The 23,201-nt window shown below is 61.4% G+C and carries 24 protein-coding genes; 13 read left to right on the top strand and 11 right to left on the bottom strand.

The window, feature by feature from the left end; translation table 11 throughout:
• The first annotated feature begins 22 nt into the window (after positions 1-22).
• A complete protein-coding gene (locus AB8A50_RS27450; RefSeq protein WP_439079576.1) occupies positions 23-226 on the top strand; it encodes a cysteine-rich CWC family protein in 204 nt (67 codons plus the stop codon).
• Between the two features lie 53 nt (positions 227-279).
• On the opposite strand, the gene AB8A50_RS27445 is transcribed toward AB8A50_RS27450, so the two are convergent.
• The 3 genes from AB8A50_RS27445 to AB8A50_RS27435 form a co-directional block, all read right to left on the bottom strand.
• Positions 280-1,752: a diguanylate cyclase domain-containing protein gene (locus tag AB8A50_RS27445; protein ID WP_439062361.1), complete on the bottom strand. Its 1,473-nt coding sequence runs from the start codon at positions 1,750-1,752 to the stop codon at positions 280-282.
• A gap of 171 nt (positions 1,753-1,923) precedes the next feature.
• Positions 1,924-2,619, bottom strand: a complete 696-nt coding sequence (locus tag AB8A50_RS27440) for a glutathione S-transferase family protein (protein WP_439079575.1) — start codon at positions 2,617-2,619, stop codon at positions 1,924-1,926.
• A gap of 22 nt (positions 2,620-2,641) precedes the next feature.
• Positions 2,642-3,352, bottom strand: coding sequence for a glutathione binding-like protein (locus tag AB8A50_RS27435; protein WP_439079574.1), 711 nt, complete (start codon positions 3,350-3,352; stop codon positions 2,642-2,644).
• Between the two features lie 214 nt (positions 3,353-3,566).
• Here AB8A50_RS27435 and AB8A50_RS27430 point away from each other — a divergent pair, with 214 nt between their 5' ends.
• Complete coding sequence (locus AB8A50_RS27430) at positions 3,567-4,679, top strand: MBL fold metallo-hydrolase (RefSeq protein WP_439079573.1); 1,113 nt, start codon at positions 3,567-3,569, stop codon at positions 4,677-4,679.
• Between the two features lie 47 nt (positions 4,680-4,726).
• Complete coding sequence (locus AB8A50_RS27425) at positions 4,727-5,323, top strand: SCO family protein (protein WP_439080043.1); 597 nt, start codon at positions 4,727-4,729, stop codon at positions 5,321-5,323.
• A gap of 53 nt (positions 5,324-5,376) precedes the next feature.
• Here the strand turns inward: AB8A50_RS27425 and AB8A50_RS27420 are convergent, their stop codons facing one another.
• Positions 5,377-6,153, bottom strand: a complete 777-nt coding sequence (locus AB8A50_RS27420; RefSeq protein WP_439079572.1) for a DUF4394 domain-containing protein — start codon at positions 6,151-6,153, stop codon at positions 5,377-5,379.
• Between the two features lie 153 nt (positions 6,154-6,306).
• Here AB8A50_RS27420 and AB8A50_RS27415 point away from each other — a divergent pair, with 153 nt between their 5' ends.
• Complete coding sequence (locus AB8A50_RS27415) at positions 6,307-6,885, top strand: sigma-70 family RNA polymerase sigma factor (protein ID WP_231077916.1); 579 nt, start codon at positions 6,307-6,309, stop codon at positions 6,883-6,885.
• Positions 6,882-7,646, top strand: a complete 765-nt coding sequence (locus AB8A50_RS27410; protein ID WP_439079571.1) for an anti-sigma factor — start codon at positions 6,882-6,884, stop codon at positions 7,644-7,646. Before AB8A50_RS27415 ends, AB8A50_RS27410 begins: the two co-directional genes overlap by 4 nt.
• Before the next feature lie 68 nt (positions 7,647-7,714).
• Here the strand turns inward: AB8A50_RS27410 and AB8A50_RS27405 are convergent, their stop codons facing one another.
• Together AB8A50_RS27405 and AB8A50_RS27400 are read right to left on the bottom strand one after the other, a co-directional pair.
• Positions 7,715-9,085, bottom strand: coding sequence for a hypothetical protein (locus tag AB8A50_RS27405; protein ID WP_439062355.1), 1,371 nt, complete (start codon positions 9,083-9,085; stop codon positions 7,715-7,717).
• Positions 9,046-9,348, bottom strand: a complete 303-nt coding sequence (locus tag AB8A50_RS27400; protein WP_439079570.1) for a hypothetical protein — start codon at positions 9,346-9,348, stop codon at positions 9,046-9,048. The genes AB8A50_RS27405 and AB8A50_RS27400 overlap by 40 nt, the downstream gene beginning before the upstream one ends.
• Positions 9,349-9,493: 145 nt before the next feature.
• Between AB8A50_RS27400 and AB8A50_RS27395 the strand changes: the two genes are divergently transcribed.
• The 3 genes from AB8A50_RS27395 to uvrB all read left to right on the top strand — a co-directional run bounded on the left by AB8A50_RS27395 (position 9,494) and on the right by uvrB (position 14,108).
• Positions 9,494-10,537 carry a hypothetical protein gene (locus AB8A50_RS27395; RefSeq protein WP_439079569.1) on the top strand — a complete coding sequence of 348 codons (1,044 nt, stop codon included), beginning with the start codon at positions 9,494-9,496 and terminating at the stop codon, positions 10,535-10,537.
• Between the two features lie 120 nt (positions 10,538-10,657).
• A complete protein-coding gene (locus tag AB8A50_RS27390) occupies positions 10,658-11,047 on the top strand; it encodes an EF-hand domain-containing protein (protein ID WP_439079568.1) in 390 nt (129 codons plus the stop codon).
• Positions 11,048-11,087: 40 nt separating this feature from the next.
• Positions 11,088-14,108, top strand: a complete 3,021-nt coding sequence (gene uvrB / locus AB8A50_RS27385) for an excinuclease ABC subunit UvrB (RefSeq protein ID WP_439079567.1) — start codon at positions 11,088-11,090, stop codon at positions 14,106-14,108.
• Positions 14,109-14,206: 98 nt separating this feature from the next.
• On the opposite strand, the gene AB8A50_RS27380 is transcribed toward uvrB, so the two are convergent.
• Both AB8A50_RS27380 and AB8A50_RS27375 read right to left on the bottom strand, forming a co-directional pair.
• Positions 14,207-15,565 (bottom strand): hypothetical protein, encoded by a 1,359-nt coding sequence (locus AB8A50_RS27380; protein WP_439079566.1) that lies wholly within the window; start codon positions 15,563-15,565, stop codon positions 14,207-14,209.
• Positions 15,566-16,130: 565 nt separating this feature from the next.
• Entirely contained in the window at positions 16,131-16,955 is an 825-nt protein-coding gene (locus AB8A50_RS27375; RefSeq protein ID WP_439079565.1) for a transporter substrate-binding domain-containing protein, read from the bottom strand.
• 213 nt (positions 16,956-17,168) lie between these two features.
• Here AB8A50_RS27375 and AB8A50_RS27370 point away from each other — a divergent pair, with 213 nt between their 5' ends.
• Positions 17,169-17,873 carry a GrlR family regulatory protein gene (locus AB8A50_RS27370; protein WP_439079564.1) on the top strand — a complete coding sequence of 235 codons (705 nt, stop codon included), beginning with the start codon at positions 17,169-17,171 and terminating at the stop codon, positions 17,871-17,873.
• 106 nt (positions 17,874-17,979) lie between these two features.
• Here the strand turns inward: AB8A50_RS27370 and AB8A50_RS27365 are convergent, their stop codons facing one another.
• Positions 17,980-19,002, bottom strand: coding sequence for a S1C family serine protease (locus tag AB8A50_RS27365; protein WP_439062347.1), 1,023 nt, complete (start codon positions 19,000-19,002; stop codon positions 17,980-17,982).
• 197 nt (positions 19,003-19,199) lie between these two features.
• Here AB8A50_RS27365 and AB8A50_RS27360 point away from each other — a divergent pair, with 197 nt between their 5' ends.
• Positions 19,200-20,522, top strand: coding sequence for a dicarboxylate/amino acid:cation symporter (locus AB8A50_RS27360; protein WP_120288607.1), 1,323 nt, complete (start codon positions 19,200-19,202; stop codon positions 20,520-20,522).
• 9 nt (positions 20,523-20,531) lie between these two features.
• Here AB8A50_RS27360 and AB8A50_RS27355 read toward each other — a convergent pair whose 3' ends face one another.
• Positions 20,532-20,777, bottom strand: a complete 246-nt coding sequence (locus AB8A50_RS27355) for a (2Fe-2S) ferredoxin domain-containing protein (RefSeq protein ID WP_439079563.1) — start codon at positions 20,775-20,777, stop codon at positions 20,532-20,534.
• 103 nt (positions 20,778-20,880) lie between these two features.
• Positions 20,881-21,060, bottom strand: coding sequence for a hypothetical protein (locus tag AB8A50_RS27350; RefSeq protein WP_089261775.1), 180 nt, complete (start codon positions 21,058-21,060; stop codon positions 20,881-20,883).
• A gap of 144 nt (positions 21,061-21,204) precedes the next feature.
• Between AB8A50_RS27350 and AB8A50_RS27345 the strand changes: the two genes are divergently transcribed.
• From AB8A50_RS27345 to AB8A50_RS27335, 3 genes are all read left to right on the top strand, one after another.
• Positions 21,205-21,480, top strand: a complete 276-nt coding sequence (locus tag AB8A50_RS27345; protein WP_089261777.1) for a hypothetical protein — start codon at positions 21,205-21,207, stop codon at positions 21,478-21,480.
• A 193-nt stretch (positions 21,481-21,673) separates the two neighbouring features.
• Positions 21,674-22,105 (top strand): nuclear transport factor 2 family protein, encoded by a 432-nt coding sequence (locus AB8A50_RS27340; RefSeq protein ID WP_439079562.1) that lies wholly within the window; start codon positions 21,674-21,676, stop codon positions 22,103-22,105.
• Positions 22,106-22,226: 121 nt separating this feature from the next.
• On the top strand, positions 22,227-23,123 hold the full coding sequence (locus AB8A50_RS27335; RefSeq protein ID WP_439079561.1) for a hypothetical protein: 897 nt from the start codon (positions 22,227-22,229) through the stop codon (positions 23,121-23,123).
• Positions 23,124-23,201 lie beyond the last annotated feature (78 nt).

The following is a 23,201-nucleotide window of genomic DNA, read 5'->3' as shown; positions in this document are numbered from 1 at the left end:
CGCTGAAATTTGGGCTGCTTTCATGAATTATCGGACAGAAAGCTTAAAGCCGCTCAGCCGCAGCCTCACCTGCTCGGACTGCGGGACTGAATTCGGCTGCGACCTGTCGGGCAATTGCTGGTGCGCCGAGGAGACCGTGAAACTGCCGATGCCGACCACAGGCGGCGATTGCCTGTGCCGCGACTGCCTGCGCGCGAAGGCAGCGGCAGCGCACGCCACGACCTGACGGACGTGCTGATCCGCATGGCGCGCGATTGCGCATCGGCTCCCGCAGCCTGCTTACACCATGCCCGCACTGCGCCGGTCACGATCGGGTTGCGCATAGTAGCTGCGCTTGGCTTGCAGCATTTCCATATCGGCGCGCTTGACCACGGCTTCGAGCCGCTCGCCGGTCCGGCTGGTGGCAATCCCGGTGGAGAGGCTCAGCGTCAGATCAGGATAGTACTGATTGTTGACCTCGATCAGTCGCGCCAGCGAGGCAAGCACAGCTTCGCCGCCGGCAGCATCGACTCCGGGCAGCAAGATGGCGAATTCGTCGCCGCCGATGCGCGACACCGTCGCCGGCTTTTCGACCAGTTCGCCAAACACCTCGCCGGCACGGCGCAGCAACCCGTCACCTGCGGCATGGCCAAGATCGTCATTGGCAGCTTTCAGCGCGTTGAGATCGGCAATGATCACGGTGACCGGTTGCGATCCCTTGCGTTCGAGCCGGTTGAGTTCGTCCACGAAGAACGAGCGGTTCGTGGTGCGCGTCAATACGTCGTGGGTGCCGAGATATTCCAGATAGGCTTCCGCCTTCTTGCGCGCGGTGATGTCGGTCAGCGCGACCTGCACCTGTGACCAGTCGCGCTCATGCCCGGGCAATACCGAGAACTGCAGCAGCAGATGCAGCTTGGTGCCGTCGAGCGCGTAGTTGACGACCTCACGCTGCTGGAACAGCTTGCCCTCCCAGAGGTCGATCAACTGTTCGCGGAAATGCGGCTCCATCTCGTCGCGAAACACATCCGACAACTGACGGAGCAACGTGTCCTTGTCGGGCGCGCCGAACAGTTCGAGCGTGCGGCTGTTGACGTCGAGCACACGGATCTCGCTCATGCAGCGCAAAACGAATTCCTCGTGCACATCCGTGAACACGCGAAAATCCTCGATGCCGCGCGCGCGGACGTCGTCCACCAGGCGCTTGACGCCGCTGAAATCCTCGACCCACAGCGACACCGGCGAATGCGCGAACAGGCCGAACGCATAATTCTCGCTCTCCGCGAGGCGACGACGCGCGCCTTCGCGTTCGGTCACATCCTCGATGGCGATCATCACGCGATCCCAGCGCTCTTCATGCCCGGGAAGAACAATGCCGTGCAGCTGGATGTCGAGGCGCTCGCCCTTCAGCGTGTAGTTGACCGTATGGCTGGAAAAATGATTCCGGCCGCTCCAGAGCTGGGCCAGTTCCGACACATGGCTCTTGAACGTATCGTCACGCATCACCAGACCGAGACTGAGCGTCAGGTGAGACAGGTCGCGCGCGCCGAACAGTGACAGCGTCTTGCGATTGACCTTGAGAATGCGGATGTGCTGCGAGCACTCACGGACCCGCTCGGGATTGGCGAGCAGGAATGTCTCGATGTCGTCGACGCCCTGCGCCTGCCACTGTTCGAACAGCCCCTTCACATCGCTGTAGTCCTCGATCCAGAGCGAGACCGGGGCAAGATCGAACATCACGGCATCGTCGGCGAGATTGGTAGGCGGAACGGACATAGAGACCTTGGCGCGTGAGACAGCGTGAATCGTTGAGGTATTCCCTTATAGCGAGAGTTACAGGGAATATCCTCGGATTTTCACGAAGGCACCAAGCACCATCGAGAACAACGCTGGTATGCGGACATGAATACCAGCGTTGCTCAATTCATCGCCCATAGAGAGTGGAACTCAGACCGGATAGCCCGCCGAGTTCCGCGCCATGCCGTTAAAAGCATCAAGCATTCTTTCGCGCCATGCATAGATCGCGTCGTCTTCCGCCAGCAGCTTGAACGGCGAGATCGCACGCGCCCACTGGAACGGGCCGAACACGATGTAGTCGGCATAGTTTGGTGCGACCCCGCCAAGGAACGGCTGCGTCTTCAGCGTGAGGCGCATCGGATCGAGCGACTTGCGGAAGGCATCGACGCCCGTGTCGCGATTGGATGCGACCTCTTCCAGCGACTTCTTGAACCGCGCTTCGCGGCTCTCGCGGAAATAGACCTGATCGACCGGACGCAGATGACCATGAATATCCGCGACGATGAATGGAAACATGCCGGCAACCACGACCGTGTCGCCCCACCAGTTCAGCATCCGCCCCAGGGCGCGGCCGCCCTCGCCGCCGAACAGTGACGGGCGATCCGGATAGGTGTCCTCGAGATAATTGGCGATCGCCCAGGAGTCGTTGACCGCGCGCTCACCATCGAGCAGCACCGGCACCTTGTCGGATTTGTGCTTATTGATCGCGTCCTTCTCGGTGAAGCGCCACGGGATCGATGTGGCGTCGAGGCCCTTATGTGCCAGCGCCATCCGGATGCGCCAGCAGAACGGGCTGAAGGGACGATCTTCTTCGGTGCCGACCAGTTCGAACAGTTGCAGCGCCATGATTGCTTCTCGTAATTCTGAGCTAACTCTTCACCACAGCCGAGGTCTGGCCGAACAGCAGCCTGCGCTCTTCGTCGGTGCGGATCGGCGGCTGGCCGAAATTCGGATTGACCTCTTTGGCGATCTCGTAAGCCCGCTTGACCGCCGGCCGCTCGGCGATGGTTTCGAGCCAGCGCTTGAGATGCGGGAAGTCGTTGATGTCCTGGCCCTGGTTCTTGTAGGGCACGATCCAGGGATAGCTCGCCATATCGGCAATCGAATAGTCGCCGGCGATGAATTTGCGATCCGCGAGGCGCTTGTTGAGCACGCCATAGAGCCGGTTGGTCTCGTTCACATAGCGATCGATGGCGTAAGTGATCTTTTCCTGCGCGTAGTTGCGGAAGTGATGGTTCTGTCCGGCCATCGGGCCGAGGCCGCCCATCTGCCAGAACACCCACTGGATCGCATCATAGCGCACAGCGAGATCATCGGACAGGAACTTCCCGGTCTTCTCGGCGAGATACAGCAGCATCGCGCCGGACTCGAACACCGAGATCGGTTTCGAGCCGCTCTTGGGCGCATGATCGAGCAGCGCCGGAATGCGATTGTTCGGCGCGATGGCCAAAAACTCGTCCCTGAACTGGTCACCCTTGCTGATATTCACCGGAATGATCTTGTAGGGGAGCCCCGTCTCCTCAAGAAAGATCGTGATCTTGTGGCCGTTCGGCGTGCTCCAGTAATAGAGATCGATCATCGTTCAATCCGTTTTGCGTGATGAGGCAACCCGCAAACCCGACCGAAGGCCGATTGAATGCGACTGCATGAAATGTTGCCGGATCATCGGATCAAGTCAATGCAATTTGCTCCGCCTCCGATGATCTTCGAAAGATCATTCCCTGCCAGTGGCGCATCCGGTCTGTTATCAAACGGAAACTCCGCACAGGCGGATGATTTCCGGGAGACATGCCATGACCGCAGATATCCGCCGCCGCGACTTTCTCAAGACCTCGGCAGCCTTTGCTGGCATGGCTGCGGCCGGATTTTCCTGCGTGGAGGTTGCCAACGCGGCGCCGATCCAGGTGCCGACGGTCGATCGGCTCTCGATCCGCGTGCTCGTCGATCAGCAGCACGATCAATTCCTGCGCGGCAGCACGGTGAATGGCGTCGTGCATGAGGGGCCGGGGCCGGCCCGCAGCGCCGATGCGCGCAACGTACTGCACAATGAGTGGGGCCTGTCGCTGTTTCTGGAATCGCAGCGTGAGCAGGACAAGCGTAATATCCTGCTCGACTTCGGCTACACCTCGCCGGCGATCATCAACAATATCGGGTTGCTCAAGGTCGATCCGGCCTCGCTCAACGCGCTGATCGTCAGTCACGGACATATCGATCATTACGGCGGACTGATCGGCTTCCTCGAGCAATATCGCAACGTCTTGCCGCCCGACATCAAACTCTACGCCGGCGGCGAGGATAATTTCTGCCACCGCGTCAGCCGCGCATCGACCGGCCAGTTCGGCGAAGGCGGCATCCTCGACCGCAAGCAGATCGCCGCGCAGAAGGTGCAGACCGTTCTCTGCGAAACCCCGACGGTGATCGAGGGCCATGCCTTCACCACAGGCAAGATCAAGCGCAACAGCGTGGAGCGCGTGCTGCCAAACACCTTCGTGGACTACAAGCCAGACAGCGCAGGCTGCGACTATGGCCACTACACCGCTGCCGAACTGCAGGGCAATTTTGCGCCGGACGAGCACGTCCACGAACACGCCACCTGCTTCAACATCCGCGGCAAGGGGCTCGTGGTGATCAGCTCCTGCGGCCATGTCGGCATCGTCAATTCGGTGCGGCAGGCGCAGGAGATATCGGGTGTGCAGAAGGTGCATGCCGTCGTCGGCGGCTTTCACCTCGGCCCTGCCCCTGCCGACTACCTCAAGCAGATCGTCGGCGAGATCAAGAAGCTCGAGCCCGATGTGGTCATCCCGATGCATTGCAGCGGCCTGAACTTCCTGCTCGAGGCGCGCGCGCAGATGCCGGACAACGTCATTAACGTCTCGACCGGCAGCCGCCTGACCTTCAGCGCGTGACCTCGCGCGCCGCACGCGCCTTCTGGTGCCGGACCGGCATAGCCGCCATGGCTGCGCTGTGGCTCGGGTGCTGGAGTGCGGCGCCCGCCTCAGCGCAGGGGTCGTCCCGTTCCGCAGCCGAATTGATGGACGCAGTGATGTGGAGTCGCGAGCCGATCGGCGGCGCGTTCCAGCTTATCGACCAGTCGGGTCAAGCCCGCAGCGAGCGCGACTATCGCGGCCAGCTGTTGCTGGTGTATTTCGGCTTCACCTATTGTCCGGACATCTGCCCGACCGACCTGCAGGCCATCGGACTGGCGATGGACCGGCTTGGCGCTGACGCCGCTCATGTGCAGCCGCTCTTCATCACTCTGGATCCCGAGCGCGACACCCGGGAGCAACTGGCGCAATATGTGCCGATGTTTCACCCGAAGCTGATCGGCCTGACCGGCAGCACTACCGCGATTCATGCCGCCGCCGAAGCCTATCGCGTCTACTACAAGCGCGTCGATTTCCACGACAGACCGGGCGACTACACCGTCGATCACTCCGCCTTCGTCTATCTGATGGACCGCGACGGAAAATATCTCGGCTTCTTTCCGCCCGGCACCTCGGCCGAAAAGATGGTCGACATGATCCGGCCGTATCTGGGAATCGGAAAATAGAGATGCCGCGCCCTTGCGAGCGCAGCATCGTGATAGAAGCGATCGACTGAAGCTTACATGCCCATGATCGCGATATCCGTCACCTTGCCGGTGACGCCCGAGATCTTGGCGGCTTCGGTCGCCTTGCCGGTGGCGAGATCGACCGAGTAGAGCGTGCCGTCAGCCATCAGCCAGGCTTCATTTTTGGTGCCATCCGACCAGATATCGAAGGCGACAGCCGCCGGCTTGATGCCGAGTTTGCCGACCGCGCCGAGGATGCCGTCATTCGGCGGCGCCTGCTTGACCAGCGCACCGATGGTGCCGTCGATGTTGAACAGCGCGGTCTCCTTGGTGCCCTTCACCGAATTGGTATAGGCGCCGGCAATGACGTTGGGCTTCTCGCCCTTGTGCATGTCGGTCTCGGCATATTTGTGATCGCCGTCCTTCGTCACCTTGCCGTCGTCGACATTGGCGCGCAGGCTCATGCCATCCGAGCCCATCACGCGCAGACGATCCGCGACCGGGTTGAAGTCAACGGTGGCGGCAACGCCCTTGGCCAGCATGGTGTCGAGCTTCGACTTCACCGTCGCCTTGCCGTCCGCAGCGATGGTGACGATCGTGCCGTCATCGACCAGTCCATAGAGCATGCCGTCGGCCGGACGGACGTCGATGCCGACCAGCGCACCGGATATACCAGTGACCTTGACGGACCCGGTCGCCTTCTTCTGTGCGGTATCGACCGTCGCAATGGTGTCGCCACCGACCAGGGCTGCGACCTGGGCGGCATTGGCGGCGGCCGCGGGGATCAGCAGCAATGCTGCGGAGGCGGCGAAAAGCGAACGAAATGACATAAGTGGCTCCCTGTGTTTCCGCGGTCCCCTCGGGACCGACACAGGGACTACCGGCGGGCCCTGCCGACTGGATGCACGCCCCTGAAAATAAATTCATTTGGGTGCATCCAATTGCGCGCGGCAAAGGTAGACTGACCATGCAAGGGCATGGACATGACTGGGAATGGCACCATCACCGAGACCCGGCGCGACGAAGCGGGCCTCGACCACGCGCGCGAGGCACAGCTGTCGGCTGCGCTGGCGCGATGCGCCGCCGGCGACCGGGCGGCTCTGCAGATGATCTACAACAGCGAAGCCCCGAAGATGATCGGCGTCGCCCGCCGCATCCTGTTCCGGCAGGATCTGGCGGAGGAAGCCGTGCACGATGCCTTCGTGCGAATCTGGGGCGCGGCCGCCTCGTTCGATCCGCATCGCGGCAGCGCCCGCGGCTGGCTCTATGCTGTCGTGCGCAACCGCGCGCTCAGCATTCACCGCAACGAGCATCGCTATGACGCGTCCGACGACAGCGCGCTCGATATCGACTGCGAGGCGACCGTGACGCGGATGCCCGAGACATCCGCGCTGCGCAAATGCCTAGAGCGCATCGACCGGCCGCGCCGCGATGTCGTGGTGCTGGCCTATGTCCACGGCATGAGCCATGGCGAACTGGCCGGCCGGCTGAAGGTGCCCTTGGGCACCGTGAAGAGCTGGGTCCGCCGCAGTCTGTTCGCACTGCAGGAGTGCATGGGATGAGCATGCACGACGACAACACGCATTCCACCGACGATCTCGCCGCCGACTATGTGATGGGCCTGCTCGAAGGCACCGAGCTCGCCGCTGCCGAAGCGCGCATGACCGACGATACCGATTTCGCCAGGGCCGTCAGCACCTGGCGCGAGCGATTGGCCGATCTCGACGCCACAGCCGAAGCGCTCGCCCCCAGCGCCGCACTATGGGACCGCATCGCCGACTCCACAAAGGTCAAACCCGCCATCCCGCTGCCCGGCGCCCGCGCCGCGCTGCGCGGCGCAACACTGTGGGACAATATCGGCTTCTGGCGCGGCACCGGGATCGGCGGGGTGTTCGCGGCCTTGATGCTGGTGGTGATCCTGATCGGCGCACTCGCAACGTCGCGCCAGCTCCGCCGCGAACTGATCGCGCTGGCGCAGCGCAAGCCGATCTATGTCGCCGTGCTGGTCAACGACGCTACCAGGGAAACCGGCGCCATCGTCAACACCTTCTCCGACGGCCGCGTCGAACTGATCCCGCTGCGCCCGATCGACGTGCCCGCCGGCCGCACGCTGCAGGTCTGGACCCTGTGGGATCGCGACATCGGCCCGAAGTCCATCGCCGTCACCAGCCAGTCCCGCACCCTGCAGCTCGATCTCGAAGCGCTGCCGGAAACCGTCCCGGATCAGCTGTTCGAGATCACGCTGGAGCCAGAAGGCGGCTCGCCGATCGGTCGTCCGACCGGGCCGATTTTGTTCAAGGGGAATGCGGCAAGGGCCTTGTAGAGGTAGCCGAATATTAGGGCGCAACAAAAAATTAGGCCGGTAAAGGTCATGTCCCTAGACCAACCGCCTCAACGCTGAGGTAGCGTCTCTGGGGCAGGCGGCCTTCCAATCGAACCAGTCGAATCAGGGCCAGCTGAAACAGGAGCGGAACCGACAGACCTTAGTGGAGCATGGCTGGTGCCGCCCCCCGAAGGATTGCCAGCTAGCGAGCGGCGTGGGCGAAGCTGCACCATTCGCGCGCCGGGTAAGGGAAGTGAGACAGTCATCCACCGACCTGGAGTGGGCGGTCCTCCCGAATTAATCAAGCTGCCAGTAGCGTTGTCTGCGTTGAACGCAGCTTTTTCCAAGGCATCAGTTAAGACTTGCTCACACCTCTTGGGCTTCTGCCCGTCGGACAGGACGCTTCGACATGACCTCACGAGCAGTTGTGATATCAAGAAGAAGTGGGGCCGATACGCCTCAACCGGCAGCGTTTTTGAGAAGTCTCCCTCGTATTCCGCACTGATCTGCTTAAGGAAGTCCCGCCATATTTTCGGATTCCCATTTCCCTTTCGAAGTGCCGCGATTGCGCTAACTAGCCCTGCACATTCTGGAGCCGCATCAAGTACAGTTGCCGATCCGGCAATGATGGCGTCGTAGGTTTGGGGCCAATACTCTTTACAAGACAACGCAAAGTAATCCGTCACGACCCACATGTTGAGCTCTAATGAGTCTCGATAGACTGGGAGCAACGCAAGTACAGGTCCAGCGCTTGTAAACGCGACGTTAAGCAAATCGTCGATGATAGACGTGATCTGGTTGGCAGCCTTATTGACGTGGATGGCAGCGGTTACGGTATCCGATATGACTGGAATTCTGCCTATGAGCTTTGCTTGGATATCTGCCAACGACTGTCGACTTTCTCCATTGAATAGAGTCACTGCCGCAAGTCGAAAAAGCGCGTAGTCGAGCCGAGACATCTTCTCATCGAAGAACTGACACCAACGCGGCTGCTGTGCTGGCTTCGTTACACTGACAAGACGCCCTTCTGACGTCCACATCGTAATTTCATCAGGGCCGCCAATTGAATTTCGAGATTTCAGTTTTGACGGATCGACCGGAAATGACGCCGCGTCGTCGGTTCGCTCATATAGGCCCGGATAAAGGCACATATACGCCTCATTGGCTATCGCAAGGGCGCCTTCCAGAGCTCCCGCAATCGCCGTACTATCAATATCGTTGTGTCCCTGGCGGCGCGCGACGGTCAGAAGAACTGTGGCGAGAAGATAGGACCGTAGTAGTCGATGCGTTTTTGTATCAGCTCGAAACAGAACCGCATCTTCGATTTGATCGATGTAGCCACCCTTGCGATCGATCTCCGCACACCCCGTCAGCATTGACGCCACCAGAACAAGCGCCGTCATTCGCGCAGTAAAGCGCGTCGCGAATCCTGAAAACATGATCGCCCCCAAGCAAATCTTTGATTTGTAATGAGGTGAAGCTCGCCAGATTCGCGGCACATCCCGTAGTTGATATTTATCAGGGCATTTCTTTTGATTGATTTATCCACATCAATCGCTTTGGGGTTGAGTGTCCATTCGCGCAGCTGGCGCAGCACGGCGGCGGCCGTCGCTTCGTCGAGGTCCCGACTGTCGCCGGAAATCGTCGCCGACCAGCTGTTGGAGATCACCCTGGAGCCGAAGTCGACTCGCCGACCGACCATCCGACCGGGCCTGTATCATTCAAGGGCAATGCCGCGCGGGCGTTGTCGTCTCGCGGCGATAGGTTTTGGCACTTGAACGCTTCGGCCCGTGTAAGCGACAAAGGGCCAGTGTTCGGCGTCGAATGGCGCGTTGCGGAGAGAGTGCATGCGATATTCGACCGATGATCTGCGCGCGGCTGTCACAGCCGGCGAGCTTCCTTCCACGCAGCTCGATGCCCTGCTGGCTTTCCTCACGGCGCGTGTGCCGGAGCAGCCGGCGGCCGGGCCCAGATTCGATGTCGTGCATTTGCTCTGGTACGCCGGCGCGCTGGTGGTGATATCAGCGATGGGACTGTTCTCGACGCTGGCGTTTTCGCAGATGGGCGGACCGGCGCTGACCGCCACTGCCCTGGTCTATGCCGGCCTGTTCACCGCAGCCGGTCACTATCTCTGGACCGTCAAGAAACTGCGCACGCCGGGCGGACTGCTGATTGCGGTGGCCGTGGCAATGACGCCGCTGGCCGTGTTCGGCATACAGGATGCTTACGGTGCATGGACCGAATTCGGCAAGCCGGCGGCGATGCGGGATTTCTATGTCTGGATCAAAGGCAGCTTCGTCTTCATGGAGCTGGCGACCATCGCCGCGGCGATCGTGGCACTGCAATTCTATCGCTTTCCCTTCATCGTCTTCATCATGGCGGTTGCGCTATGGTTCCTGTCGATGGATGTCGTGCCCTGGATCGCCGGCGCGAGCTACGGCAACTGGGAGCTATCGCGCAAGGTGTCCATCTGGTTTGGCCTTGGCATTCTGGTTGCTGCGGTGATCGTCAACCTGCGCCAGCGCAGCGGCGATTTCGCATTCTGGCTTTATCTGTTCGGCGTGCTGACATTCTGGGGCGGCATCACCGCCACGTCGAACGGCACCAATCTCGACAAGGCGCTATACTGCCTGCTGAACGTCGGTTTCCTGCTGATCGCGGTCGCGCTGTCGCGACGGGTGTTCGCGGTGTTCGGCACCATCGGCATTGCGATCTATCTCGGCGATCTCGCCGAGAAGATCTTCAAGGATTCGATGCTGTTCCCGTTCGCCCTGTCGCTGATCGGCATCGGCATCATTGCACTAGGGCTGTATGTCCATCGCCACCAGCGCGACATCGGCACCTGGGTCGATGCGCGCCTGCCCGAATCGCTCAAGCGCCTGCGAGCGTAACCGGTCGCCGGACAGGCGTGATGAAGCCGGCCCCCTGCAGGACACCAAGTCTTGTCCCTTGAATGGACTATCCCCTTCAGGCATCCTTGCAATCAAGGATAGTATTCAAGGGAGGCTGCCATGGCGTTGTCGCGTCGGACCGTTCTGTTGTCGCTCGCCCTGTCGCTCGCCGCTGTGCCAGCGTGGTCGGCCTCTTTCCTGGCGCAGCTCGATCCCGACAAGGATGGCACCGTCGACCTCGCCGAAGCCAAGAACGCCGCCGGCAAACTGTTCGACAAGCTCGACCGCGACAAGGACGGCACGCTGGACGCCCGGGAGCTGCGTGGCCGCATGAGCAAGGGCGAATTCGCTGCCGCCAATCCGGACAATGACGGCACGCTCGACAGAGCGGAATATCTCGCCGTGGTGGAAACCCGGTTCCGCGCGGCAAACCCCGATAATGACGGCACCCTCGACGCCAGAGAATTCGCCACGCCGGCCGGCAAGAAGCTGTTGAAGCTGCTGAAATAGGGCCCTTTTATCGCCACCGGACTCGCCCCATATTCCGCCCATGGCGAAGAAACCCGACTCTCCGAAAAAGCCCGCAAAATCAATCAAGACACCCGCCGCCAAGCCTGGCGCCGGCCGTCCCGACGTCAAGCCGATCGGGCCTGCCCTGGCGGAACTGCTGAATCCCGCGATCAATCGCGGCGATGCCGGCATGGGCTCGGGCACCGGGTTGCAGCCGCCACCGAGTAATTCCTTCGAGCGCCGCTCCGGCGGCGAGGCCGCGGTACATCGCGCGCGCAAATCGACGCCTAAGAAGTTCGAGGGCGACGATTTAGCAAGGTCTTCGGGCATGCGTCCGACGCCGCTGCAGCCGTTTCCCCAGCCCGTCGTTGCGCCCTATGCGCCGCGGCTGAGCGAGCAGAAGGGTCTCGAGGAAGCGCCGCAGGCCAATTACAACACCTCGGCCTCGATCCCGACGCTGGATCCGGAACTGGCCAAGCAGCTCGGCTTCACCACCGAGGAAGAAGACGCCGAGGCACTGACGGCGCGCCCGCCACGCAACAAGATGGAAGCCCTCGGCGTGCAGGCCACAGCCGATGCGCTGGAAGCGCTGGTGCGCGATGGCCGCCCGGAGTTCAAGGACCAGAAGGTGTGGACGCCGCACCGTCCGCCGCGTCCGGAGAAATCCGAAGGCGGCGTGCGCTTCGAGCTGAAGTCGGAATACGAGCCGAAAGGCGACCAGCCCACCGCGATCAAGGAACTGGTCGAAGGCATCGACCGCAACGACCGGACCCAGGTGCTGCTCGGCGTCACCGGCTCCGGCAAGACCTACACCATGGCCAAGGTGATCGAGGCGACGCAGCGCCCGGCCATCATCCTCGCGCCGAACAAGACGCTGGCCGCGCAGCTCTATGGCGAGTTCAAGAACTTCTTCCCCGACAACGCCGTCGAATATTTCGTCAGCTATTACGACTACTACCAGCCGGAAGCCTACGTCCCGCGCACCGACACCTATATCGAGAAAGACTCGTCCATCAACGAGCAGATCGACCGCATGCGCCATTCGGCGACGCGCGCGCTGCTGGAGCGCGACGACGTCATCATCGTGGCATCGGTGTCGTGCATCTACGGTATCGGTTCGGTGGAAACCTATACCGCCATGACCTTCGCGCTGAAGAAGGACGAGCGCATCGACCAGCGCCAGCTCATCGCCGACCTCGTCGCCTTGCAATACAAGCGCACCCAGCACGACTTCACCCGCGGCACCTTCCGCGTGCGCGGCGACGTCATCGACATCTTCCCGGCCCACTATGAAGACCGCGCCTGGCGCGTGAACTTGTTCGGCGACACCGTGGAGAGCATCGAGGAATTCGACCCGCTCACCGGCCACAAGCAGGACGAGCTCGAATTCATCAAGATCTACGCCAATTCGCATTACGTGACGCCGCGGCCGACGCTGATCCAGGCGATGAAATCGATCAAGGAAGAGCTGAAGTGGCGGCTCGACCAGCTGCACAATCAGGGCCGCCTGCTCGAAGCGCAGCGGCTGGAGCAGCGCACCACCTTCGATCTCGAAATGATGGAAGCCACGGGGAGCTGCGCCGGCATCGAGAACTATTCGCGCTATCTCACCGGCCGCCGGCCGGGCGAGCCGCCGCCGACTTTGTTTGAATATGTGCCGGACAATGCGCTGGTCTTCGCCGACGAAAGCCACGTCTCGGTGCCGCAGATCGGCGCCATGTTCAAAGGCGACTTCCGCCGCAAGGCGACGCTGGCGGAATACGGTTTCCGCCTGCCCTCCTGCATGGACAACCGCCCGCTGCGTTTCGAGGAATGGGACATGATGCGCCCGCAATCGATCGCGGTGTCCGCCACGCCGTCCGGCTGGGAGCTGCAGGAATCCGGCGGCGTGTTCGTCGAGCAGGTCATTCGCCCGACCGGCCTGATCGATCCGCCGATCAACATTCGCCCGGCCCGCACCCAGGTCGACGATCTCTTGGGCGAGGTCCGCGCCACCGCGGCCCAGGGCTATCGTTCGCTGATCACCGTGCTGACCAAGCGCATGGCCGAAGACCTGACGGAGTTCCTGCATGAGCAGGGCATTCGCGTGCGCTACATGCACAGCGACATCGACACCATCGAGCGCATCGAGATCATCCGCGATCTTCGCTTGGGCGCCTTCGACGCGCTGGTCGGCATCAATCTCCTCCGCGAAGGTCTCGACATTCCCGAATGCGCGCTGGTAGCCGTGCTCGACGCCGACAAGGAAGGCTTTTTGCGTTCGGAGACCTCGCTGATCCAGACCATCGGCCGCGCCGCGCGCAATGTCGACGGCCGCGTCATTCTCTATGCCGACCAGATGACCGGCTCGATGACCCGCGCCATCGCCGAGACCGATCGCCGCCGCGAGAAGCAGGTCGAATACAACACGCTGCACGGCATCACGCCGGAGAGCGTGAAGAAGTCGATCGGCGACATCATGAACTCGGTCTATGAAGGCGACCGCGTGCTGGTGGATATCGGCGGCGGCATGGCCGAGGACGCCATCACCATCGGGCATAATTTCGAAGCCGTGCTGGCCGATCTGGAAGTGCGGATGCGCGAGGCCGCGGCCGACCTGAACTTCGAGGAAGCCGCGCGCCTGCGCGACGAGGTCAAGCGCCTGCGCGCCACCGAACTCGCCGTCGTCGACGACCCCACCGTCAAGCAGCGCGGCGTGGCCGCGCGCGGCGGCGCCTATAAAGGCGAGAAGAAATATGGCGACGCCGCCAATCTTCCCGCGCGTCTCGACAAGGCCGCGCAAGGCAAGGCGCGTGGCAAATACGGCAAGAGCGGTGCGTCGTCGAAAGTGCACAAGCCCGGGCTCGACGAGATGGGCATCGCGAACTGGCATGAAGTAAAGCCCGCCCGCGGCAAGGACGTCGAACGTCCGCGCAAGCCAACGCTGGACGAAATGGGACCGGGCACCGAGAGCAAGATCTTCCAGCCGAAGAACAGCCGCGAGTCCGGACCGGAGTTTGGGCCGGCGCCAAGATCAACCGGCGGTGCGCCGGGGCATCGGGGTGGGTGGAAGAAGCGGTAAGCGACGCGGTAAGCCGTTGCTGACGTCGTGGAGCGTGGGGTATGGGAGTGAAATGCTATAGTTAATTGACTAAGGATGAACGAGAGAGCGGGCGCTATTTAAGTTCCACCCGCGCCCTCGGCAAGAGCATCATCGCGCGCCTTCGCCGGAGCATTCAGGCACTGGACAATAAAATCCGACAACCAATCCCACAACGCACGGAGGTGATCTGAGGATGGTGCAAAATTGGGAGAGTGGACATAGCGATTGAGAGTGTCTGCCGACAACAGCACATCATTCTGCGGAAACTTACTGAGAAGCTCAAAGTACTTTTGATCAATCTTTGCCCCGCGTCTCAGATCCTCTGCCACCCTCAGAACGCGACGCGCCAAATTATCATTGCTGCTAACGGTCGCCAATCTGGTTTGAGAAATGTAATTCTCGACAGATAGCTCAACGAGCACCCTAAACAAGACAGAGATTGCGTTGGCGTGGTCATCCAAATTCAGATGAAACTGTAACTCCTCCCAGATCGCTTTGTGGCGATGAAGACGTCCTGCCCAAGCGATCGAGTAATTTACGTTTGGGATTAGGCCAGTTCTTTTTTGGGGTCGAGAGACCTTTGTGGGAACAGGCCGCCTGGCTGCGGGAGCTTCCTCATTCTGATCTGTTGCCTTACTAGCGAGCGAATTTACCGCAGTAGGTAGCACTCCTTCGCTCTCAAGTCCGTCGAGATAAGAACGCTTCCCATCGATATCCCAGATGTCGCCGAGAACGAAATTTCTATTCGCGAAATCATCCGCGATTCGACGAAGCGCTCGAAGAACCACAGGCTCATCGTGCGTAAATTCGAATTTTCCTTTTGCGCCCGTGAAACCGACCCGGTTTCGAAACGATTCGCCCGACAATAAACGATTTATGTTCGAACGCGGCAGCTTCTTCGCGGGCAGCATGCCCGCTACTGCCAAACGCCTCTCGATTTCATCGGCAGCGTTAAATCCGTTTCCCCTGCCTGTACGATTGATGAAGTTTGACTTCATCCTATCGTCCCAAGTCGATTGACCAACGCCGCCTTGCGAACCCGTATGTCTGCGAAACAGAATATCGTCTATACGATCTCGATCATGTTCGACTTGGCACTGAACAGTAGTTGGGAAATCTCCCTTCCATTTTGATCGTTGTTCTGTGAAAAAATCTTGCAACTCTGTCGTTGGCGCTCTTCTCGGCTGAAGTAGGAGCTTCAAGCAGGTCATCCGACGATTACCGTCGAACAAAATGAAATTCTCCCCTTCCGGAAAAACCAGGGGAGGTTCAAAAACTTGACCGCTGGAAACCAGATCCTTGGTGAGGTTGCGCATGTGCGTTTCAAAATTATGGAAGAGCCATGCAATCGCGGCGGTCTCATTCTCAAGCTCACCATGCCTATCGTTGGCACGATTGACGAGCAAAGCGTCTAACCTAATCGGTCTGTAACTCATTGCTAATCCCCCCTGTCGAAGCATAGCGCAAATCTACCCCTAGCTGTAAACATCACCTCCGGTTGTTGACATAATTCCCATAAGACTATATACCCCTACCCGTCCTGTTCGCGAGGGGCGCTTCTCGAGGGCGCTTTCGGAGTGGAGCAGGATACGGCGCCTGCGGACGTGCCTCGCAAGCACGGACTCGGGAGGTCCGGGGTCACCGTCCTGGCCCACTACGGGGCTGCGCCGGAAACGGCTGGACGGGTGCGGGTGAAGGCAGGCGAAAGCCTGTCCGGAACGGAGGGCTTTCATTAGCCCTGCCCAGTACCCGGAAGCACGGTCCCTGGAACAGAAATCGCCGTGATGGAGCGCCGCAAGGCGTTGCGCTGTGGACGGAACGGTGTCGCAACCGGACTGGACGCAGCGACTGATTATCAAGGTGCGCCTTGCGGCGCTCCATTCCCCTCAGTTTCGAGGGGAGAACGACAGCTCACCTCGGGGCTTTCGCCCGCGAGAACGATGTCATGTGGCTGTTTGACATGTACATCCGAGCGAACGACGGCGGGCTTCTCCCGCGTCGTTACTTCCCCGCCGGCGGCGCGACGTCGGCGACCTGGCCGCTGCGCTTGAGGGCGTCGGCGACGAAGCCCGAGGCCTTCATCTCCTCGACGAAGGCGGCAAGATAGACAACGCCAGCCGTGCGCGGCTTGTCGGCAATGCGCGGCATAGCCATCGCCTGCTGGATCTCCTGGAAATGCCCGGACATCACGCGCATCTCCGGATGGTCCTTGGCATAGGCATCGAGCTGCTGGCGCACGGCGGCGGCGGCATCGAGCTTCTCGTCGAGAAACTTCCGGATCATTGCGCTGCCGCCGCCGGCATCGGCGCGCAGCACGGTGGCGTGCTTGATGGTGCGGGTGAGATAGAGGTCATAGGCCGAGCCGAGGCCGACCGACATTTTGATGCCGTCCTTATCGACGTCGTCGACGGTCTTCAGCGGCGAATGCGCGGGGACCATATAGGTGCCCTCGATGATCACATAGGGCGCGGTGAAGACGATCTCCTGCGCGCGCACCGGCTCGATGGCGATGAAGCCGACATCCCAGGCGCCGGCCTTGGCGCCTTCGAACACTTTTCCCGCTGCTTCATAGGGCACGTAGTCCACGGTCACGCCGAGACGCTTGGCCAGTTCGGCAGCGAGATCCGCTGAGACGCCGCGCGGCGCGCCGTCGGGGCCCTTCTGGGCCAAGACGCTGTTGCCGTAATTGATCGCGGCGCGGAGCTTTCCGGTGGGGGCGAGATCGCGCAGCACCTCGGGCGATGCCTGAACGGATTGGGCCGCGGGCTGGGCGAAAGCCTGAAGTGCAGCACTCATGAACAGCACCATCCATCGTAAAATACGCATCATAGGCCTCCCCGATTTCGGCGCGACCATGCCCGCAAACCCGCCGCGCGACAATCGGCGACCCGGGGCTTGGACGAGAGCGTGATCGGCCCGGCGCGACCAACCTTCGTTCGTCACGCGGACGGGATGGCTGATATGCCCGGCCGGGAATGCCTGTTATCGCACTGCGCGAACGTCTACACTGGTGCCCGTTGGCGCAGTGGGTGGCTTTAAGTGTTCGACGGTTTCTACAAATGTGACTACCGGGCGGGCGACGTGGTCGGCCGCAGCGTCATGTATTGCAAGGACGGCCGCATGCTGGGCGGCAACACCGCCTTCGCCCATATCGGCACTTATGAGGAAGCCGACGACGGCATCCATGCGGTGATCCACGGCCAGCGCCATCATGTCGGCTCGCAGTTTCGCACGCTCTATGGCGACGACGACGGCTCGATCCGCGTCCGTGGCATCCATGACGGCAAGAACTACAGGTTCACGGGCGGCGACGCGCAGGGCAAGGGACCGGCCTTCGAATCCGTGATGACGCGGCTCGACGAAGAGGATTTCCCGGACACCGGCACCGTGGGCAATGGCGGCATCGCCAACGGACTGTATTCGCTGCACATGAAAACCCTCGACGGCGTCGAGGACGGGCTGACCGGCGTGATGCTGTTGTTCGACGGCCGCATCCTCGGCGGCGACGCGCGGTTCTATTATCTCGGCGCCTATGGTTCGGCCGGCGGCCGCTGGAAGGGCGAGATCGTCAATCAGGAACACACGCCCGCAGCCGGCGGGAGTTCGCTGTTCGCCGGCTATGAAGTGGGCATCGGCTTTTCCGGCAGCTGCAGCGACGGCTGCGCGACATTCGAAGCCACCGCCCTCGCCGGCAAACGCAGCCTGCGCCTGAAGGCCGAGCTGTCGCTGCTGCACAAGGCCTGACGCGGAGCCATTTCCGTTCCGATTGAATCGGAACGGGGCTCCTGCTTCTTGTTTTACGCGTTTTCTTAACGCGAACCGGTAACCACTTCGCTCGAAAACGCTTTCGTTATGCGCGCGCCAGCACCTTGCGTTCGACGGGATGAATGTCGATGGCGCGCAGGCGGCCCATCCGCAGCACGTCAATCTCGATGGTCCGATCGATACGGTCGCGATCAAGAATGCGGATCAGATCGTCGACGCCATTTACCGGCACGTGATCGAGACTGACGACGACATCGCCAGGCAACAGGCCAGCCTTGAACGCCGGACCGTCGGGATCGATCTGATCGAGCAGCGCGCCCATGGTGTTCTCGATGCCGGCGAGCACCGCATGGCGGCGCGGGATCGGCGCGGTCTGGCCGGACACGCCGATGAAGGCGCGGCGGACATAGCCGTGACGGATGATCTCCGACAGCACGAATTGCGCGGTGTTGCTGGCGACCGCAAAGCAGATGCCCTGCGCGCCCTGGATGATGGCGGTGTTGATGCCGATCACCTCGCCGCGCGACGACACCAGCGCGCCGCCGGAATTGCCGGGATTGAGCGCGGCATCGGTCTGGATCACGTCCTCGATATTGCGCCCGCTCACCGAGCGGATCGAGCGGCCGAGTGCCGAGACGACACCGGCGGTGACCGTGGATTCGAAGCCGAGCGGATTGCCGATGGCGACCACGAGCTGGCCGCGCTTCAGGTTCTTGGAATTGCCGAGACCCGCATAGCGCAGGTCGCGCGCATTATCGGCCCGCAGCAAAGCGAGATCGGTATCGGGATCGGCGCCGAGCACGCGAGCATCGGTGACGACGCCTTCGGTGTCGCGCAGGCGAATATGCCTGGAATCGCCGACGACATGGCTGTTGGTCAGGACAAGGCCGTCCGGCGAGATGACGATGCCGGAGCCCAGCCCGCCGCGTTCGCGGGCATTCGGCGTCCTCGCTCCGGTCTCGACCCGCACGACCGCGGGGCCGACGCGTTCGGTGACATCGATGACAGCGTTCGAATAGGCATCGAGCAGCGCAGCATCGTTCGGCACTGCGGCAACGGCGGGTGTCGCGGAATCGTCATTTAAGGGATGTGCGGTGATATCAAGCATGGCGATGCTTCCTTTGAGATTTAAATGGCCCCGGCGCGCACCACTGCAAGTGCAGCATGCGCGGGAGACATGGCCGGGCTGCGCCGCGCTTTAACCTCAGGTCTGTTCAAAGCGTGACTTTACGCCGCAGCTCAGCGCACCTATGTTTTGCGCGCGGCTGTCGATGGTGATGAGCGCTTTCAAGGGACGAAACCACGATGGCCAAGCAACCCTGGTATCGCATTCTCTATATCCAGGTGCTGATCGCGATCGCGATCGGCGTCACCGTCGGCTACTTCTATCCGGATGCCGGCAAGGCCCTGAAGCCGCTCGGCGACGGCTTCATTGCCCTGATCAAGATGATGATCGCACCGGCGATCTTCTGCACCGTGGTGCACGGCATCGCCTCGATCGGCGACATGAGCAAGGTCGGCCGCATCGGCGGCAAGACGCTGCTGTATTTCGAGACGGTCTCGACCCTGGCGCTGCTGATCGGCCTCCTGGTCGGCCACTTCCTGCAACCCGGCGCCGGCTTCAATATCGATCCCTCCACATTGGACGCAAAATCCGTCGCCAGCTATGTCAGCCGCGCCAAGGAGGAAAGCTTCGTCACCCATCTGATGGGAATCATTCCGACGTCCTATTTCGACTCGCTGGCCAAAGGCGATCTGCTGCAGGTGCTGCTGGTGGCGATCCTCTCCGGCTTCGCGATCTCACATATGGGCAAGCCCGGCGAAAAGATCGCCGAAGGCGTTGATCTCGCCGGCAAGATGTTCTTCCGCATCATCGGCATGATCGTGCAGCTCGCGCCCATCGGCGCCTTTGGCGCGATGGCTTTCACCATCGGCTCGTTCGGCCTCGGCGCCCTCGTCAATCTCGGCTATCTCATCTTCACCTTCTATCTGGCGTCGCTGCTGTTCGTGCTGCTGGTGCTCGGCGGCATCGCGCGCGCCTTCGGCTTCTCGATCCTGCGCTTCATCGGCTATATCAAGGACGAGCTGCTGATCGTGCTTGGCACCTCGTCGTCCGAGACCGTGCTGCCGCGTATGATCACCAAGATGGAAGCGCTGGGCGCATCGAAGCCGGTGGTCGGCCTCGTGATCCCGACCGGCTACAGCTTCAATCTCGACGGCACCAATATCTATATGACGCTCGCCACGCTGTTTCTGGCGCAGGCCACCAACACGCATCTCACCTTCGGCCAGATGGCCGCGGTGCTCGGCGTGGCGATGCTGACATCGAAGGGCGCATCGGGCGTCACCGGCGCGGGCTTCGTGACGCTGGCCGCGACGCTGTCGATCATCCCCGATATTCCGATCACCGCACTGGCCATCATCGTCGGCATCGACAAGTTCATGAGCGAATGCCGCGCGCTCACCAATCTGATCGGCAACGGCGTCGCCACCATCGTCATCAGCCGCTGGGAAGGCGAACTCGATCGCCATCAGCTCCACGAGGCGCTGCTGCATCCGATCGATTTCGGCGAAGAGATGGAACGCCGCCCGCTGGGAGGAGAACTGCCGGAGAAATCGGCCGCCTGATCGCTCTATTTAGGGCACGCGATCCGGCATCAGCATCGCCGCCGCCTCTGCGCTGGCGTCCGCACCTGACAGCAACAGATACTGCCCGTTCTGTAACGTCGCGGCGCTGGCCACGACGACGGCGCGCTTTGGGCAGATGCCAAGGCAACCCGTCAGCACCACGCGTGGACTTTTCACGTCCTGCTTGGCGCTGCGGCGTTTCAAATCCGACTTGAGCGATTTGCGCAGTGCCTTGCCGTCATCAATGCGACCCAAGCATTTCTTGCAGACAAGAACGGGTGACGCGCGGCGCAAGCGGGCGGTGACGACGGGTTTACTGGCCATTCCTGTTATATAGACACCGCCTGCTGCATTGCGATCACCCCGACCGGCGGTTGCTGGTGTTCTGCGTGAGATTGCCGTGCGCCGCCTGCTCACGAATATTGTGCTTCTCGTCGTCGCGATGACCCTTGGTATTATCGAGCGTCACCTTCGGCGCGCTGCCAGGTCCCTTGTCGCTGCAGTTATCTTCGGGAACGGGCTGGATGTGCTTGGTCATCGGGAATCTCCCTTGCAGGTCGGGAGAAAACGCAGCCGCTCAAACTGCGTTCCTTACCCGGGCTCCCGCACATGAAATCGCTGCCCGCCGTTGAACCTTCTGGCGCCGTTGTTTGACGCATAAAACATTGAGTGGGGGCGCTGCATGAAAATCGCGTTGCTGATCTTGCTGGGTCTGGTTCTGGGGTTGCTCGGTGGAGCGGCCGTGGGGATCGGCGCCGGCGTTGCCTGGGTCGAATTGTTCAAGACCAGCAATTTCGAGGGCTATAGCGCCATGCTGGTGTTTTTCACCTTCATGCCCATTGGCGCACTCCTCGGCGCCGTCGGCGGGGCCCTCCTGTTCGGCGTCATGGCTGCCCGCAATGGCGATGTCGCCATGGAACCGCTCCCCGTGCAGGACCACGAGCAGACATACCGGTAAGGTTATGCCGACGCCGCAATGCAGCTTAACGTTTTGGTGAGCAGCTCCTCACCATGAACATTTGTGCATTGCAAAATAAACCGTTGAATTTTAGCGAAATTATATTACTTCAGCTATCAAGCAATTTGTGCAGACCGCCCGGGCAACGTTGCCCCGGCGCGCAAGTGTTTCAACCATTTTCAGGACTATCCCAATGACAGAGCACAGCCTCTGGCGTTTCTCGCGCGCGTTGCATCGCGCCATCAACGAACGCCAGCTCGACCACCTCACTGACATCATCGACGACAATATCGAGTGGGCGGTCTACGGGCCGATTGATATGTTTCCGTTTCTCGGCGCACGCCACGGCAAGGCTGCCGTGCTCGATGTCTGCAAGCAGATCGCGGACAATGTGCGGGTGCATCGCTTCGAGCGGGAGTCGATGATCCTTGGTGATGAATCTGGCTCCGCAATGATGCGCTTCTCGCTGACCGCGCTGGATTCGAACCGCCCTATCAGCCTGCGACTGGCGCAATTCGCGCAGTTCAAGGCCGGGCGTCTGATCAGCATGCGCGTGGTCGTGGATACGTTCGACCTGGTCGAACAGGCATTGGGCCGGCCTATCCATCTGCCGAAGATCGCCTGAGCAGCACGGCGATTGCCAATCGCCGAGTTCATCCCCAGCGAAATGTTGCGACGCCACAATTCTGCCGGGCCTGATGGTATTATGTGCCAATCGATCCGCGATCTTGCTGGGCAGTGGCACGATGGCTTCAATCAAACCGACATATTGGGCGCTTGTCGCAGCACTCGGCGGAACCGCGTTTGCCTTTCCGGCTCACGCGCAGAATCCGTGGCGCGGCCTCGTCGATGTTGCGCCGCCTCCCGGTGAAATAGAGCAGGTCGACACGGCAGCCACTCCTCCTGCCGACGCCCCGGAACCCGACTGGAGCCTCTTGAATACCGACGATTCGCCGACGGCGAAGGCATCGCTCCGCGAGAAGCGCTCGTCGCTGATCGTCGGCAGCCCGTCGTCCAGCTGGACTTCCAACGACAGCAACGGCGCGTCCGCACTCTCGGTCAAGCAGTCGGTTACGCCGTTCTGGGATACCCGCGTCGGCGCCGACATCAATGTCGCGCGGCAAAACGCGCCGCGCAGCGCAGCCGATGCCTACCGCAACCAATTCGGCGACGGCACGGCGCAGGCCCAATCGGGCGGCGCAGCCTGGGCGGCCGCGACTGCTCCCGGCGTGGGTTCGATCTGGGACAAGACGGCGATCGAAGCGCGCGTCGATCCGGGCGCGGATCAAACCAAACTGGGCACGTCGCTCAGCAAGTCGGTACCCATTGCCGGCGATCAGTATTCGCTGACGCTGCAGAGCGGCTACAACGTGATCCAGCAAGGCAGCATTCCAGCCATTGGTTACAACGGTCGCCCCACGCGAAGCTACGAGACCGACCAGCTCGCGCGTTTCAACATCACTGATACCGGCACCAGCTTCATCGCCGGACAATCGCTCGCCACCACCGATGACAAATGGCTGCGCAAGTTCGGCGCCGAGCAGAAGCTGTTTGGCGGCGTCAACGTCTCCGGATCGATTAGCGAGACTGTCCAGGGCGTGACCAATAAGACGTTCTCGGCCGGCTTCAAGCATAGTTGGTGAATTAAGTTTTAATACACTTTGCCAGACGATTGCCGGCAAAGATCGGCGCCCTGCCGCATATTCGCCGCTATCTCGTCA

It is taken from the genome of Tardiphaga sp. 841_E9_N1_2, assembly GCF_051811065.1.
In the GTDB taxonomy this organism is placed as follows: Bacteria; Pseudomonadota; Alphaproteobacteria; order Rhizobiales; family Xanthobacteraceae; genus Tardiphaga; species Tardiphaga robiniae.
This window is presented reverse-complemented; position numbering and strand designations above follow the sequence as displayed.

What these genes read in the sequence shown, in the direction of transcription:
- AB8A50_RS27415 (WP_231077916.1), top strand. Translation starts at nt 6,307, where the DNA reads ATGACTGGGAATGGCACCATCACCGAGACCCGGCGCGACGAAGCGGGC.
- AB8A50_RS27410 (WP_439079571.1), top strand. Translation starts at nt 6,882, where the DNA reads ATGAGCATGCACGACGACAACACGCATTCCACCGACGATCTCGCCGCC.
- AB8A50_RS27390 (WP_439079568.1), top strand. Translation starts at nt 10,658, where the DNA reads ATGGCGTTGTCGCGTCGGACCGTTCTGTTGTCGCTCGCCCTGTCGCTC.
- AB8A50_RS27365 (WP_439062347.1), bottom strand. Translation starts at nt 19,002, where the DNA reads ATGCTTGATATCACCGCACATCCCTTAAATGACGATTCCGCGACACCC.
- AB8A50_RS27420 (WP_439079572.1), bottom strand. Translation starts at nt 6,153, where the DNA reads ATGTCATTTCGTTCGCTTTTCGCCGCCTCCGCAGCATTGCTGCTGATC.
- AB8A50_RS27425 (WP_439080043.1), top strand. Translation starts at nt 4,727, where the DNA reads ATGGCTGCGCTGTGGCTCGGGTGCTGGAGTGCGGCGCCCGCCTCAGCG.
- AB8A50_RS27405 (WP_439062355.1), bottom strand. Translation starts at nt 9,085, where the DNA reads ATGTTTTCAGGATTCGCGACGCGCTTTACTGCGCGAATGACGGCGCTT.
- AB8A50_RS27335 (WP_439079561.1), top strand. Translation starts at nt 22,227, where the DNA reads ATGGCTTCAATCAAACCGACATATTGGGCGCTTGTCGCAGCACTCGGC.
- AB8A50_RS27350 (WP_089261775.1), bottom strand. Translation starts at nt 21,060, where the DNA reads ATGACCAAGCACATCCAGCCCGTTCCCGAAGATAACTGCAGCGACAAG.
- AB8A50_RS27430 (WP_439079573.1), top strand. Translation starts at nt 3,567, where the DNA reads ATGACCGCAGATATCCGCCGCCGCGACTTTCTCAAGACCTCGGCAGCC.
- AB8A50_RS27375 (WP_439079565.1), bottom strand. Translation starts at nt 16,955, where the DNA reads ATGCGTATTTTACGATGGATGGTGCTGTTCATGAGTGCTGCACTTCAG.
- AB8A50_RS27360 (WP_120288607.1), top strand. Translation starts at nt 19,200, where the DNA reads ATGGCCAAGCAACCCTGGTATCGCATTCTCTATATCCAGGTGCTGATC.
- AB8A50_RS27440 (WP_439079575.1), bottom strand. Translation starts at nt 2,619, where the DNA reads ATGGCGCTGCAACTGTTCGAACTGGTCGGCACCGAAGAAGATCGTCCC.
- AB8A50_RS27450 (WP_439079576.1), top strand. Translation starts at nt 23, where the DNA reads ATGAATTATCGGACAGAAAGCTTAAAGCCGCTCAGCCGCAGCCTCACC.
- AB8A50_RS27345 (WP_089261777.1), top strand. Translation starts at nt 21,205, where the DNA reads ATGAAAATCGCGTTGCTGATCTTGCTGGGTCTGGTTCTGGGGTTGCTC.
- AB8A50_RS27400 (WP_439079570.1), bottom strand. Translation starts at nt 9,348, where the DNA reads ATGGTCGGTCGGCGAGTCGACTTCGGCTCCAGGGTGATCTCCAACAGC.
- uvrB (WP_439079567.1), top strand. Translation starts at nt 11,088, where the DNA reads ATGGCGAAGAAACCCGACTCTCCGAAAAAGCCCGCAAAATCAATCAAG.
- AB8A50_RS27340 (WP_439079562.1), top strand. Translation starts at nt 21,674, where the DNA reads ATGACAGAGCACAGCCTCTGGCGTTTCTCGCGCGCGTTGCATCGCGCC.
- AB8A50_RS27380 (WP_439079566.1), bottom strand. Translation starts at nt 15,565, where the DNA reads ATGAGTTACAGACCGATTAGGTTAGACGCTTTGCTCGTCAATCGTGCC.
- AB8A50_RS27435 (WP_439079574.1), bottom strand. Translation starts at nt 3,352, where the DNA reads ATGATCGATCTCTATTACTGGAGCACGCCGAACGGCCACAAGATCACG.
- AB8A50_RS27445 (WP_439062361.1), bottom strand. Translation starts at nt 1,752, where the DNA reads ATGTCCGTTCCGCCTACCAATCTCGCCGACGATGCCGTGATGTTCGAT.
- AB8A50_RS27395 (WP_439079569.1), top strand. Translation starts at nt 9,494, where the DNA reads ATGCGATATTCGACCGATGATCTGCGCGCGGCTGTCACAGCCGGCGAG.